Here is a 13,714-nt window from a genome sequence, read left to right as displayed (position 1 = left end):
TATCCTTTTCAAGGTTCGGCAGACAGGCATTGACAGGTACGCACACCAGCAAGGAGTGGGCCAGCCGCCTGATCCCGCCGATTCTCGCATGCGAAAAAGCATGGGCCGGCAGCCCTCGGGATACCCGGCTTTGCCATCAATCCCCCTTCAAACGCCTGCCACGCGGCTTGCCTGCGCAGGCTGCGGTATTAAGATGCTCAAGCCCTTCAAATCCCCATGGCGGAGACCAATGAAAACCAATCAACTTGCACAAGGCCTTGATTTACCGAAACGGGCGATTGCCCTGGTGCTGGCCGGCGGGCGCGGCAGCCGCCTGATGAACCTGACCGACAGCCGGGCCAAGCCGGCGGTCTATTTCGGCGGCAAGTTCCGCATCATCGACTTCGCGCTGTCGAACTGCCTCAATTCAGGCATCCGCCGCATCGGCGTCATCACCCAGTACAAATCGCACAGCCTGCTGCGGCATCTGCAGCGCGGCTGGGCCTTCCTGAAAACCGAGATGAACGAGTTCGTCGATTTGCTGCCGGCCCAGCAGCGCAACGACAACGAAAGCTGGTACCGGGGCACGGCCGACGCGGTTCACCAGAACTACGACATCCTGGAGAGCTACGGCGCCGACTACATCGTGGTGCTGGCCGGCGACCATATCTACAAGATGAACTATGCGCTGATGCTGGCCGACCATGTGGCCAAGGGCCGCGACTGCACCGTCGGCTGCATCGCCGTGCCGCGCCTTGAGGCCAGCGCCTTTGGCGTGATGGCGGTGGACAAGCACAGCATGGTGACCGAATTCCTCGAAAAGCCGGCCGACCCGCCGGCCATGCCGGGCCGCGACGACATGTCGCTGGCCAGCATGGGCATCTACATCTTCAACGCCGAGTACCTCTACAAGGAACTGGCGCGCGACATGGCCGACCCGGATTCGAGCCACGACTTCGGCAAGGACATCATTCCCCGCGCGGTCAAAAACGGGCAGGTCGCGGCCCATCCGTTCGCGCTGAGCTGCGTGCCGTCCAGCGACGTGGCCGAGCCCTACTGGCGCGATGTGGGAACCATCGACGCCTACTGGGAGGCCAATATCGACCTCACCGCGACCGACCCCGAACTCAACCTGTACGACCAGCACTGGCCCGTCTGGACCTACCAGGCGCAGCTGCCGCCGGCCAAGTTCGTGCATAACCACGATGACCGGCGCGGCATGGCCATCGAGTCCACGGTGTCGGGCGGCTGCATCGTTTCGGGCTATGTGTTTCGCTCGGTGCTGTTTTCCAGCGTGCGGGTCCATTCCTATGCCAAGGTCAACTGGTCAGTCCTGCTGCCCGATGTCCAGATCGGGCGCGGCGCCAGTCTGACCCGTGTCGTGGTGGACCGGGGCTGCGTCATTCCCGATGGCATGGTGATTGGCGAGGACGCAGAACTGGACAGCCAGCGTTTTCACCGCAGCCCGAACGGCATCACGCTGGTGACCAAAACCATGCTGGCCCGGATTGCCGCATGAAAGTCCTGCATGCCGCCGCCGAGGTTTATCCGCTCGTCAAGACCGGCGGGCTGGCCGATGTGCTGGGCGCCCTGCCCGAAGCCCTGATCGGGGCCGGCGCCGATGTCCGGCTGGTGCTGCCCGGCCTGCCGGCCATTCTGGCGGGCGTGGAACAGCAGCAGGTGGTGCACGAGATCGGGGCGGTCTTCGGCGCCGGCCGCGTCACCCTGCGCCTGGGCCGGATGGCGCACAACGGCGTGCCGGCCTATGTGATTGACGCGCCCTACCTGTACCAGCGGCCCGGCAATCCCTACCTGGCGCTAGACGGCGGCGAGTGGGCTGACAACCTGCAGCGCTTTGGCCTGCTGGGCTGGGTGGCGGCGCACCTGGCAGCCGGCGAACTCGACCCCGGCTGGACGCCCGATGTGCTGCACGCCCATGACTGGCATGCGGCCATGGCCTGCGCCTATGCCGCCTGCCACCCCGCCACGCGCGCCGCCACCGTGTACACGATTCACAACCTGGCCTACCAGGGCCTGTTCGACGAAGACGACTTTCATCTGCTGGGCCTGTCGTCGCGCATGATGGTGCCCGTCGGGCTCGAATTCCATGGCCAGCTGTCCTTCATGAAAGCCGGCCTGAAGTACGCCCACCGCATCACCACGGTCAGCCCGACCTACGCCCATGAAATTGCCACCGAAGCCTTCGGCTGCGGCCTGGACGGCGTGATTCGCGCCCGGGGCACGGACGTGTCCGGCATCCTGAACGGCGTCGATGGCGCGGTCTGGAACCCGGCCAGCGACCCCCTGATTGCCGCACCTTATTCGGCCGACATGCTGGACGGCAAGGCGCTGTGCAAGGCGGCCCTGCAGTGCGAACTCGGCCTGGCCGTGGATGCCGGCGCGCCCGTGTTTGCCGTCGTCAGCCGGCTGACCTCGCAAAAAGGGCTGGACCTGCTGCTCGATGCCTTGCCCGCGCTGCTCAATTTTCCGGCGGCGGGCGGCCCGCAGCTGGCCGTGCAGGGCAACGGCGACCCGGCGCTTGAAGCGGCATTTACAGCCGCTGCGGCGGCGCACCCCGGCCGCGTCGCCGTCCGGCTGGTCTATGACGAGGCCCTGGCGCACCGCATCATGGCCGGCGCCGACGCGATGCTGGTGCCGTCCCGCTTCGAGCCCTGCGGCCTGACCCAGCTGTATGCCCTGCGCTACGGCACGCTGCCGGTGGTGCGGCACGTCGGCGGCCTGGCCGATACCGTGGTCGGCGCCAGCGAGGCTTCGGTGCTGGCCGACCGGGCCACCGGCTTCATGTTTGGCCCGGCCACGCCCGCCGCGCTGGCGCAGGCGCTGCTCCAGGCGGTCAGCGCTTACGGCCAGCCCGCGCTCTGGCGCCGGCTGATGCTGCGCGGCATGGCGCAAAACTTCTCCTGGACTGCGGCCGCGACCCAGTACATGGCGCTGTACCGCGAAACGCAGCAGGCGATTCAAGCCGCAGGCAAGCTTTGACATCCTCCCTTGCCTGAAGGCAGGAGATTCCTACGGTGCTACGCATGAGCTGCCTCTTGCATAGTCACTTCGGTGGGTTCCTGCTTCACCGAGGCTGGTTGCGCCGGGGTCTTGCGACTCCGGCCAGAGCCGTCCTCTCCACAGGCTGCTGCGCGGTATCCCCGCGCCAATATGTTCATCGCGCCGACGACATCGGCGTGGTTCTCGTAGCCGCAATCGACGCATTCAAACTTCGCTTGCGTTTGGCGGTTTGCCTTGGCGATATGCCCGCAGCATGGGCAAGTCTGGCTGGTGTAGTGCGCTGGCACGGCAATGAGAATGCCGCCGTTCCAACCGAGCTTGTACTCCAGTTGCCGCCGGAACTCGAACCAGCCTTGGTCGAGGATGGACTTGTTCAATCCCGACTTGGCGGCTACGTTTTTGCCCGGCTTGTCTGCATTGCCCGCTGCCGATTTGCTCATGTTGCGTACCTGCAAATCTTCGACGGCGACCATCGCGTGGTTTTGGCTGATGGCGCTTGTCTTCTTGTGCAGGAAGTCCTTGCGGGCGTTGGCTATATCGGTGTGGATTCGTTGAATTTTCCTTTTGGCTTTGTGCCAGTTCTTGCTGAATTTGACTTTGCGGCTCATGCGCCGCTGGTATTTCGCCAGGCGTTTTTCGTGACACTTGAAGCTGTGCAGCGGCTCAACAAAACTGCCGTCGCTCATCGTGGCAAAACGGGCTATTCCAACATCAATGCCGATGGCGCTGGTGGCTGTCGGTACGGCTTGTTCCAGCTCTCGTTCCGTCTGGATGCTGGCAAACCATTTGCCGCCGACTTGGCTGATGGTGATGTTCTTGGCCGTGCCCAGGATGTCCCGGCTGTTGCGGTAGCGTACCCAGCCGAGTTTGGGCAGAAAGATGCGGCTGTTGGGCTGGTCGATCCTGAAGCCTTGCGGGAAACGAAAACTCTCGCCACGGCCTTTCTTTTTGGGACTCGGAAAGCCGGCGCGTTTGGCAAAGAAGTTTTGCCAGGCTTGGTCCAGATCCTTGAGCGATTGCTGCAGGGCCTGGGAAGGGGACTCCTTGAGCCAGGGGTATTCCTGCTTCCAGGCGGTCAGGTGTTTGCCCATCGCAAAATAGCTGATGAACTTGCCGCCACTGGCGTGATGGGCTTGCTGCAACTCCAGTGCCTTGTTGAACACAAAGCGGCGCGCTCCGGCAAAGCGGCGCATATTGCGCGTTTGTTCGCCGCTGGGCATGAGTTCGTATTTGAAAGCCTGGAGTCGCAGCATGCTGATATTTTAGGCAGTTGTTACCCTGAAAGGACAGCAAAGCTGTCCGCGCTCTACATCACCGTCCTGAAGGACGGTGCTTTCCGCGCAATTCCGGTAAAAATCCGTTTCTGGCTCGCTTTCTGCTTGCTGCTGCGGCTGGTTACCCCGTCACTCGCCTGTATAGAATCTTCCCGGCGCCTTCCTTTTTGCACTCTGGCAACGCACTGCCGCAACACTTTTAAAAAGAGCCATTCACCATGCAAGTAGCAGCATCGATTTTCAAGGCCTATGACATTCGCGGCATCGTCCCCGCCACCGTCACCGAGGAGGTCGCCGAGGGCATCGGCAAGGCCTTTGGAACCATTGCGCTGGCGCAGGGCGAAACCGCCGTGGCCGTGGGGCGCGATGGCCGGCTCAGCGGCCCGTCCATCAGCGCCGCCCTGGTGCGCGGCCTGAGCGCCGTCGGCATCGAGGTGATTGATGTCGGCATGGTCACCACGCCGATGCTGTACTTTGCCGCCAACACGCTGTGCAGCTCCGGCATCCAGGTCACCGGCAGCCACAACCCCAAGGACTACAACGGCTTCAAGATGGTCATGGCCGGGCGCGCCATCTACGGCGACGACATCCAGGCCATCCGCGCCATGATGGAAGGCGAGACCTGGGCGCTCAAGGACAGCGGCAGCGTGCGCCATGTCGATGTGACGGCCGCCTACCAGGAGCGCATCGTGTCCGACATCAAGCTGTCCCGGCCGATGAAGATCGTCGTCGATTGCGGCAACGGCATTGCCGGCGCGACGGCTCCGGCCATCTTCCGCGCCATCGGCTGCGAGGTGATCGAGCTGTTCAGCGAGGTCGATGGCAACTTTCCCAACCACCATCCCGACCCCAGCAAGCCCGAGAATTTGCAGGATTTGATCAAGACCCTGCAGGCCAGCGACGCCGAACTCGGCCTGGCCTTCGACGGCGACGGCGACCGCCTGGGTATCGTCACCAAGGACGGCCAGAACATCTACCCCGACCGGCAGATGATGCTGTTTGCCCGCGACGTGCTCTCGCGCGTTCCCGGCGGCACGATTGTCTTTGACGTGAAATGCTCGCAGCGCCTGGCGCCCGACATCGAGCAAGCCGGCGGCGTGCCGCTGATGTTCAAGACCGGCCATTCGCTGATCAAGGCCAAGATGAAGGAAGTCAACTCGCCGCTGGGTGGCGAGATGAGCGGCCACATCTTCTTCAAGGAACGCTGGTACGGTTTTGACGACGGCACCTACGCCGGCACGCGCCTGCTGGAGATCGTCAGCAAGGCGTCTGATGCGGGCGTGCTGCTCAACAGCCTGCCGACCAGCTTCAGCACGCCCGAGATCAACGTGCCCTGCGCCGAAGGCGAGCAGCACACCGCCGTGGCCGCGCTCATCAAGGCCGCGCATTTTGAAGCGCCCGCGAAAATCTCGACCATCGACGGCGTGCGCGTGGACTGGCCGGACGGCTTTGGCCTGATCCGCGCGTCCAACACCACGCCGGTGCTGGTGCTGCGCTTTGAAGGCCAGACGCAAGCGGCGCTGGACCGCATCCAGGCCGAGATGCTGGTGCTGCTGCGCAGCGTGAAACCCGACGCGGTGTTCGCAGCCGCCGCGCATTGAGCCATTTTTCCGTCATTCCCGCGAAGGCGGGAATCCATCTCCGCGCGCCGCACTGGAGTCCCGCGTGCGCGGAAATGACGGTGATGGCCCGCAACGCGCCAGTCAGGCCTCCCTCGTGAAAATCCTCCTGGTCAAGCTGTCGTCCCTGGGCGATGTGGTCCATGCCCTGCGGTCGTGCAGGACATCCACGCCGCTTTTCCCGGAGCGCAGATTGACTGGGTGGTTGAACAATCGTTTGCCCCGGTGCTGGCCTTGAATGCCGGACTGCACCGCATCATTCCCTGCCAAATCCGGCGCTGGCGCAAATCGCCCCTGACCGAGGCGACGCGCCAGGAGTGGCGTGCTTTTCGGGCATTGCTGCAGCAAGAGGCCTACGACGCGGTGATTGACCTGCAGGGCCTGACCAAATCGGCGCTGGTGGCGCGGCTGGCGCGGCTGGCGCCCGGCGGCAAGCGTTACGCGCTGGCCAACCAGACCGAAGGCTCGGGCTACGAAGCGCCGACGCGCTGGGTCGCCGACGTGGCCATCCGCATCACGCCGCACATCCACGCCGTGCAGCGCTCGCGCGAACTGGCGGCCCGGGCGCTGGGCTACACCTTCCCGCCAAGCCCTGATTTTGGATTAAAAAGGCATTTTGCGCAGGCTGAGCATGCATTTGCAGCTCCTGAAGGAATAGCAAATACGGTGGCGTTCGTGCATGGCACCTCGCGCGCCGACAAGGAATGGCCGCTGGTGCACTGGACCGCCTTGGGCCGCCGCCTGAACGCGGCCGGCTACCAGATCGTGCTGTCGCATGGCAATGCGAAGGAGCAGGCCAAAAGCAAGGCCATCGCCCGGGTGCTCAACGAGAGCGCGCCCGGCCATGCCCTCGTCTGGCCGCTGCTGCCGCTGGATGCGCTGACGCAGGAGCTGGCGCGCTGCGTCGGCGTGATTGGCGTGGACAGCGGCGTCAGCCACATCGCCGTGGCGCTCGACCTGCCGCATGTGCAGCTCTACAACTTCGACACCGCCTGGCGCACCGGCCCCGATTCAGCCGCCGGCCGGCAGGTCAGCGTGTTCGCCAAGCCCGTGCCCAGCGTGGACGATGTCTGGCAGGCCTGGCTGGGCTGCCTTGAAACGGTCAGCGGCGATGCGTCCGACGCATCGGAATGCGGAGCTGACGGCGCATGAGCGGCTGGGCGCGCGGACTGTATTCGGCGCTGATGACGCTCGGCCAGCCGCTGCTGCGCCGCAAGCTGGCGCGCCGTGGGCGGCAGGAGCCCGGCTACCTCGAAGCCGTGGACGAGCGCTTCGGCCATTATTCCCAGCCGGTTGAAACAAATTCACAACTGGTCTGGGTGCATGCCGTGTCGCTGGGTGAAACCCGCACCGCCGCCATGCTGCTCAAAGCCTTGCGCAAACAGCATCCGGCGCTGCGCCTGCTGCTCACACACGGCACCGCCACCGGCCGCGAAGAGGGGCGGGCGCTGCTCAAGTCCATCGGCCAGCCCGGCGACATTCAGGTCTGGCAGCCGTGGGACAGCCCGGCGGCGGTGAAACGATTTTTCACTCACTTCAAGCCGCGCCTCGGTTTGCTGATGGAAACCGAGATCTGGCCGAACGTCATCGCCCAGGCCAAGACAAGAGGCATGCCGCTGGTGCTGGTCAACGGCCGGCTGTCGGCCAAGTCCCTGAAGCAGGCGCAGGGCCTGGCGGCGCTGTCGCTGCCGGCCTACGGCGCGCTGTCAGCCGTGTACGCGCAGACCGAACTCGACGCCAGCCGCTTTCGCCAGCTGGGTGCGCCGGTTCAGGGCGTGTTCGGCAACCTCAAGTTCGACGCCACGCTAGATGCCACCCAGCTGGCGACAGGCCAAATGTGGCGCAAGGCGCTGGCGCAGCCGGTGCTGATGTTCGCCAGCTCGCGCGAAGGCGAGGAAGACCTGTTTTTCAAGCAAATAAAGGCTTTTGCGCACGTCCAGCAAGCGCAGGCAGCTATGAATTCAGTAGCGAACCAGCCGGCCGGCGGATGCAAGGCCCTGATCGTTCCGCGCCACCCGCAGCGCTTTGACGAGGTGGCCGCGCTGGCGGCGCAGCACGGCCTGCGCGTGTCGCGCCGCTCGCACTGGACCGGCAGCCCCGCCGGCAACAGGGAAGCGATGAACGCCGATGTCTGGCTCGGCGACTCACTGGGCGAGATGGCGCTGTACTACGGTCTGGGCGATGTCGCCCTGCTGGGCGGCAGCTTTGCGCCGCTGGGCGGGCAAAACCTGATCGAAGCCGCCGCCTGCGGCTGCCCGGTGGTGATGGGGCCGCACACCTTCAATTTCACCGAAGCGGCCGAGCTGGCCGAGGCCGAGGGCGCTGCGCTGCGCGTGGCAGACATGGCGCAAGGCGTGCAGGCCGGGCTGGGGCTGGCGGCGGATGCGGCCGGGCTGGCGAAAGCCGTGGCGGCCGGGCTGGCGTTCGCGGCGCGCAACCGGGGCGCGACGGTTCGGACGCTGGAGGCGCTGCGCGGGTATTTGTAGCCAGGCAGGCCCGTGTGAGCGTTTCAACCCGTGTTGCTGGATTCCCGCCTTCGCGGGAATGACGGTCTTCAGGATATGGAAAGTAATAACTTCCCGTTCGTCATTCCCGCGAAGGCGGGAATACAGCCGTACTACGAAGGGCCAAGCGTCATTGACACGCCGTACCGGGTGAACACCTGATTTTCAAGCCTTTCAGGCCATTTGCGCAGGCAGAACGGGCGGAAGCAGCTATCTATTCAGGAGCACAGCCGGGCCTGCCGGGCGACCGGGTTTCAGGTTCGAACACGGCCGTCGCCGGTCAGCATGGACAGTTCGACGAAGTTCGACGCCACATGGTTGCTCGGTGAAAACGAGGCCGAGAAGCCGCCGAACGACTGCTCGTGGATAGACTCCAGCCCGCTGATCAGCGCCTCGCGCGTGGCCTTGCCGCCACGGCGCAGCCCCTCGGAAAATACCTTGGCGGCGAGATAGCCTTCCATGCTGGAGAAGTTCACCTGCACGTTGCCCGCCTTCTTCGCGGCTGCCACGAATTCGCGCGTGATGGGCAGCGCCGCGTTGTAGGGCGACGGCACGACCTGCGACACCGCGACGCCTGCGCCGTCCTTGCCGAGTTCGTCGGCCAGCGCCTGCGTTCCGACAAACGATACGTTGAAGAACATGCCCCGGTAGGCCGCCGTGCGCGCGGCCCGGATGAACGCGGCGCAGGATTTGTAGGCGCTGATCTGCACCACGGCGTCGGGGCCGGCGGCCGTCAGCGTCGTCACGGCCTCGGCCACATCGACCGAGTTGCGCTCCACCGTGGCCAGCGCGACGGGCTTGAGGTTGCGCGCGGCCAGCGCCGCCTGCACGCCATCAAGCCCGGCCTTGCCGTAGGCGTCGTTCTGATAAAACACGGCGATCTTTTTCAAGCCAAGGCTGGTGAGGTGCTTGACGATCAGCGCGGTCTCGTCGTGATAGGAAGCCCGCATGTGGAAGGCGTACCGGCTGAATGGCTGGCGCAGTGCCATGGCGCCGGTGAAGGGCGCGAAAAATGGCACGCTATCCTTGACGGCCAGCGGTTGCGCGACCACGCTGGTGGGCGTGCCAATGTAGCCAAACAGCGCGAACACATCGTCACTGAGCAGCTTGCGCGTGTTCTCGGCGCAGCGCTCAGGTTCGTAGCCGTCGTCCAGATTGCGGATTTCTATCGTGCGGTTCCCGTTGCCGCCCTGGGCGTTGAGCTGATCGAAATAGAGCTTCGCCCCCTTGTGGAACTGGATTCCCAGCTGCGCGGCGGGGCCGCTGAAGGCGGCCGACTGACCGAGCACGATGCGGCTTTCTTGCGCCTGCGCGACGTGAAAGCCTGCCACCAGGGCGGCTCCGGTGGCAATGGAAAAATGCCGGCGTGTGAACGAAGGTGAGGTCATGAAATTCCCGGGGTTGTCGCTGGACACGGTGAGCGGATGCCGGCCACCGTGAAATGCGGTCAGCAATAACTTTCCTGCGTATTACTTTCCACGTCCTAATCATGTCTTTGGAAGCAGCGGTCAGCAGAGGATGTGTAACCCTGGACTATTTGAAGAGCCCGGGAAATCTTGCCTTTCATCCCCAGAATTTTCTGTTGATGCAATCTTTCATGGTTTGCAACTCGTTGATTTCACAGGGACTGAACATCAAATGGAAGACAAAAACAGTTGCAAATTAACTTAAAAGTTACATTTAAGTACTGATTTTTAAGTGGACTAATTTGCATTGCTCAAGTAATAAATGGAATTAATTCACGCTATCCGCTGAAATTTTCTGTGGTTTTCCGCGTGCCCTGAACATTCCGGGCCACCCGCAGCGCTTTGACGAAGTGGCCGCACGCCTTCAATTTCACCGAAGCGGCGGAGTTGGCCGAGGCTGGCGGCAGCCGAACTGGCGGCCCCATGCCTTCGGCGCTACCATCGGATTTTGCAAGAAAGCGAGTGGATCATGCCCAGTGCGTCCCCAACGATTCTTGTGGCCGGCGCGACCGGCGGCATCGGACTGGCCGTCTGCCACCGGCTGGCCAAAGCGGGGAACTCCCTGCTTCTTGCGGCCCGCGATGCCGGCCGGCTTCAGTCGCTTTGCGCTGAACTCTCGAACACCTGCCCCGGCACCTTTTCATGGATCAGCGTGGACATGACGCGCGATGACTCGGTGAAGAAATTTGCCGAGGAATTGAGCGCCAGAAACCTGGTCCTGGACGGCGCCGTCCTGATGCCGCCCCAGGAGCCGCCGACGAATGACCCTCTGCCCAGCAGCGAGCGGTGGCGCGAGATTCTTCAAAACAGTTTTGTCGGTCCGCTGTCGCTGCTCAAGGCCGCCATGGCGCGCATGCAGCCCGATCCGGCGCAGGGGCGCAGGGCCAAGATCGTCATCATTTCCGGTATTTCCTCGGCGCAGGTCATGGGCCACTACGCGTCAAGCAACGTGATTCGCTGCGCCTGGCTGGCCGAAGCCAAGACGCTCGCGTTCGCGTTCGGCGAGCAGGGGATTCACGTCAACACGCTGTCGCTGGGCGGAACGCTCACGCCCGGCTACACCGCGTCGCTTGAAAAACGCGCTGCCGTGGCGGGGATGACGTTGGCGCAACGCGTGAATGAAGAGACCTCGAACATTCCCTTGAGGAAGTACGGCAGCCCCGATGAGGTGGCCGCTGCGGTCGAAGGATTGCTGTCGGCGTTCTCTGACCACATGACCGGGCTCAATATTCTTCACGACGGCGGCTTCACCAGGAGCTATTGAGAAACTAGCCTGAATCGTCACGGATTTCAAGCCTTTCAGGCCATTTGCGCATACTGGGCAGGCGCAAGCAGCTATCTATTCAGGAGCGGTGCTTGAGCGGGTTCCGCTGGCCCCCATCCCAGCCTTCCCCCAGCGGGGGAAGGAGCCATGCGGGTTCAGGCGCGCAAGGCTGCTTTTTTTGTCTTCCTCCTTCCCCCTCTGGGGAAAGGCCGGGATGGGGGCTGTCTGCGATTCCGATTGCAGCGGCCGCGTTTAAGCCAGCAGCGTCAGATATTCAGGGCGCTTGCCGGCCATGACCTTGAAGCTGCGCAGCAGATGGGCCAGTTCGGCGCCCGTGATGCCGTAGAGACTGGCGACGAGCTTGTCGTTTTGCGCGCGCAGCGTGTCTTGCGCCTTGGCGGCTTGCGGCACGTCCCGGGGCTTGACATTGAACAGCGGCGCGAGTTCGGCAAAGTCGTCCCAACTCGCCGCCAGGCTCAGCAGCAGGGCGTTTTTGGCGAGTTGCGCAAGCTCGGGGCTGGCCAGAATCTCGTCATCCGTCATCCGTCGGCTGCGGCATGGGCAGGCGGTAGAGGTAGGTTTTGCTGATGTGAATCTGGATCATGAAGCGCGCCAGCCAGTCCACCGGCACGCTGTTGAACCATGCCAGCGCAAACAGCAGGCGCAACGGGGATACCGCTTGCACGTTCACCTGTCCTTCTGAATTGAGGAAATAGGTTTTTGGCGTGTTGGCAAACTATTTCGGTGTTGATCAACAACCTCAAGACAGCCAGTGCCCGGCGTACCCGAAACCGCTTTGCCGAACACCTGGCACCGTTCTACAGCAAGCCCTTGTTCTGGCACCGTGCCTACTTTGTCGGCAGTGTAGGCGGTGCTACGCTGGAAACAGTACGAGCCTATGTGGACGCGCAGGGCACCGAAGAACATGCCCGCAAGTCCGCTGCAAGGCAAAAACCAACAGCCTGTGTCAGCCCTACCTCCTGACGAGTCGGCTCACGCCTTAATGCCGCTACGCGGCCACCTCGCCTGGCAGGGAATGCGCGGATTGGGTGTTCAGAAAATCCTAAGCTCGGCTGCATAAGCTTGGTGCCCTGAGCGTTGCAAAGTGTGGCGGCAGCAGATCATCCAATCAGGGGCAAAACATATGAAGAAAAACCATGGTGCTTGCGCGGCAGCAGTGCTGGCGTGCGGTGCGGTGCTGGCGGCCTGCGGCGCGGGTGTGGCTCAGGCCAGCACGCCGAATGAGCGCATCGTGTGCTCCACGCTACCCGGCCAGGCGTGGCTGGGCGAGAAAAAAATCAAGGCGATTTTTGGGGTGAGCGAGTATTTGCGGGTGGACTTCAAGGTCTCCAGAACGCAATGCTACGAGTTCTACGCCATCAAGAAAAATGGCGATGTGGTGGAAGCGTATTACCACCCCGTGACCGGCGAAATCGTCAAGCGCAACGTGATTCCTCATGGGGCGGGCGCGGCGGCAGCGGCGGCCAGCGCGCCGGGCGCTGCTCCTTCGCGGAATTGAAGTCAAGCCAGTGCCTGATGTTCCCGGCAATACGCCAGTCCGCCAAACCGCTTGGCATTGTTCCAGCAAAACTTGCCTTCGGCAAAACTGATCTTGGCTGCACAGTGCGCGCAGATTAATTTCTTCGCAGCTTCCTCCGGCGGGCGCGTGGGGGGACTTGAGGGTTGAACCCGGGCTTGAACCTGTACGGTTGGCGTCACTCTCGCCATTGAAGGTGGCGCAGAAAATAGGGGCGCCGGCGCTACCGCCTTAACAGCTTCCCGGGGGCGCATGAAATCCGGCAATGCCAGCAAATCCGCAGGGCGATGCTGCCGCATTAGCTTTTCACCCCATTCCTTGACGGTGTCCAGGCTGCGCATGTTCAGCGCAATTTTAAACAGCGTGCCCATGCCTATCTTGTCTGCAAAACTCTTGTGCCAGCTCGGAAACTGGTCTGCCTTGATGACGTTGCTGGTGTCGAAGCTTTTTGCAGGTGGACGTTCAATGGTCGCCTTGGGATGCAGCATGACCACATGGTGAAAATCGAGCTGCTTCTGGGTGCGGCCCACAATGTCCAGCTGCTCCAGCAATTTGCACAGCACCCGCTCGTGGCGCAGGCTTTGCTCAATCGGTGAGGGAATACCGAACCTCGCGTTGTCATACTCGGCGGTGAACTCGCCATGTGCGTTGATGACCAGGTTGCACGCATAATTTTTGGTCTCAAGCAGGTACATGCTTCCGGCGCGATTAATGATCAGGTGATCAATCTGCGTCACCTCGCCCTCTGCGACAAAACGCAGGTCGTGCAAGACAACGCGGTTCTCTTCATCCTTGAAGTAGCTGTCGAGGTAATACGCCGATTCACGCTCGCCCTGAATGCCTTTCTTCAGGCGCATCAGTTCGTCGCGCAACCAATTTTTTTGGAATGAATCCAGGACTTGCGAGCGTTGCAGGTTCTCCAACAAAGCCAGCCGTTTCGATTTGTCATCTGCAGATTTCAGCAGCATCAAATTCCTCTGTATTTATTCTTGTCACGCCGTAGAGCCCGGTATCCGAACCGGCAACAGGTTATACCCGTGCCTGTGCCAA

Annotated in this window: 13 protein-coding genes; 8 read left to right on the top strand and 5 right to left on the bottom strand. The window is 62.8% G+C overall.

The features are described 5' to 3' along the window. Nucleotides 1–229 precede the first annotated feature (229 nt). Nucleotides 230–1,498, top strand: a complete 1,269-nt coding sequence (glgC, locus tag ABLV49_RS15330) for a glucose-1-phosphate adenylyltransferase (RefSeq protein ID WP_349277746.1) — start codon at nucleotides 230–232, stop codon at nucleotides 1,496–1,498. Next, nucleotides 1,495–2,979, top strand: coding sequence for a glycogen synthase GlgA (glgA, locus tag ABLV49_RS15325; RefSeq protein WP_349277744.1), 1,485 nt, complete (start codon nucleotides 1,495–1,497; stop codon nucleotides 2,977–2,979). Before glgC ends, glgA begins: the two co-directional genes overlap by 4 nt. Nucleotides 2,980–3,017: 38 nt before the next feature. Here glgA and ABLV49_RS15320 read toward each other — a convergent pair whose 3' ends face one another. Then, nucleotides 3,018–4,253: an RNA-guided endonuclease InsQ/TnpB family protein gene (locus tag ABLV49_RS15320; RefSeq protein ID WP_349277742.1), complete on the bottom strand. Its 1,236-nt coding sequence runs from the start codon at nucleotides 4,251–4,253 to the stop codon at nucleotides 3,018–3,020. Between the two features lie 239 nt (nucleotides 4,254–4,492). Here ABLV49_RS15320 and ABLV49_RS15315 point away from each other — a divergent pair, with 239 nt between their 5' ends. The 3 genes from ABLV49_RS15315 to ABLV49_RS15305 all read left to right on the top strand — a co-directional run bounded on the left by ABLV49_RS15315 (nucleotide 4,493) and on the right by ABLV49_RS15305 (nucleotide 8,379). Then, a complete protein-coding gene (locus tag ABLV49_RS15315) occupies nucleotides 4,493–5,875 on the top strand; it encodes a phosphomannomutase/phosphoglucomutase (RefSeq protein ID WP_349277741.1) in 1,383 nt (460 codons plus the stop codon). A gap of 174 nt (nucleotides 5,876–6,049) precedes the next feature. Continuing rightward, nucleotides 6,050–7,045, top strand: a complete 996-nt coding sequence (gene waaC, locus ABLV49_RS15310) for a lipopolysaccharide heptosyltransferase I (RefSeq protein WP_349277739.1) — start codon at nucleotides 6,050–6,052, stop codon at nucleotides 7,043–7,045. Then, the gene (locus tag ABLV49_RS15305) at nucleotides 7,042–8,379 is read left to right on the top strand and encodes a 3-deoxy-D-manno-octulosonic acid transferase (protein WP_349277737.1); all 1,338 of its coding nucleotides are present in this window, start codon (nucleotides 7,042–7,044) and stop codon (nucleotides 8,377–8,379) included. The genes waaC and ABLV49_RS15305 overlap by 4 nt, the downstream gene beginning before the upstream one ends. 272 nt (nucleotides 8,380–8,651) lie before the next feature. Here ABLV49_RS15305 and ABLV49_RS15300 read toward each other — a convergent pair whose 3' ends face one another. Continuing rightward, nucleotides 8,652–9,785: an ABC transporter substrate-binding protein gene (locus ABLV49_RS15300; RefSeq protein WP_349277735.1), complete on the bottom strand. Its 1,134-nt coding sequence runs from the start codon at nucleotides 9,783–9,785 to the stop codon at nucleotides 8,652–8,654. A gap of 547 nt (nucleotides 9,786–10,332) precedes the next feature. Here ABLV49_RS15300 and ABLV49_RS15295 point away from each other — a divergent pair. Next, nucleotides 10,333–11,127: an SDR family oxidoreductase gene (locus tag ABLV49_RS15295; RefSeq protein ID WP_349277733.1), complete on the top strand. Its 795-nt coding sequence runs from the start codon at nucleotides 10,333–10,335 to the stop codon at nucleotides 11,125–11,127. 252 nt (nucleotides 11,128–11,379) lie between these two features. Here the strand turns inward: ABLV49_RS15295 and ABLV49_RS15290 are convergent, their stop codons facing one another. Both ABLV49_RS15290 and ABLV49_RS15285 read right to left on the bottom strand, forming a co-directional pair. Further along, nucleotides 11,380–11,670 (bottom strand): hypothetical protein, encoded by a 291-nt coding sequence (locus ABLV49_RS15290; protein WP_349277731.1) that lies wholly within the window; start codon nucleotides 11,668–11,670, stop codon nucleotides 11,380–11,382. Further along, a complete protein-coding gene (locus ABLV49_RS15285) occupies nucleotides 11,660–11,812 on the bottom strand; it encodes a hypothetical protein (protein WP_349277730.1) in 153 nt (50 codons plus the stop codon). The genes ABLV49_RS15290 and ABLV49_RS15285 overlap by 11 nt, the downstream gene beginning before the upstream one ends. Nucleotides 11,813–11,871: 59 nt before the next feature. Between ABLV49_RS15285 and ABLV49_RS15280 the strand changes: the two genes are divergently transcribed. Both ABLV49_RS15280 and ABLV49_RS15275 read left to right on the top strand, forming a co-directional pair. After that, nucleotides 11,872–12,111, top strand: coding sequence for a transposase (locus tag ABLV49_RS15280; protein WP_349277729.1), 240 nt, complete (start codon nucleotides 11,872–11,874; stop codon nucleotides 12,109–12,111). 160 nt (nucleotides 12,112–12,271) lie between these two features. After that, a complete protein-coding gene (locus tag ABLV49_RS15275) occupies nucleotides 12,272–12,646 on the top strand; it encodes a PepSY domain-containing protein (protein ID WP_349277727.1) in 375 nt (124 codons plus the stop codon). Between the two features lie 2 nt (nucleotides 12,647–12,648). Here ABLV49_RS15275 and ABLV49_RS15270 read toward each other — a convergent pair whose 3' ends face one another. Beyond that, nucleotides 12,649–13,632 (bottom strand): nuclease-related domain-containing protein, encoded by a 984-nt coding sequence (locus ABLV49_RS15270; protein WP_349277725.1) that lies wholly within the window; start codon nucleotides 13,630–13,632, stop codon nucleotides 12,649–12,651. Nucleotides 13,633–13,714 lie beyond the last annotated feature (82 nt).

Origin of the sequence: Polaromonas hydrogenivorans (genome assembly GCF_040105105.1) — a bacterium.
GTDB classification, from domain to species: Bacteria; Pseudomonadota; Gammaproteobacteria; order Burkholderiales; family Burkholderiaceae_C; genus Polaromonas; species Polaromonas hydrogenivorans.
Note: the sequence above shows the minus strand (reverse complement) of the source record. Positions and strands in the feature narration are given on the sequence as shown.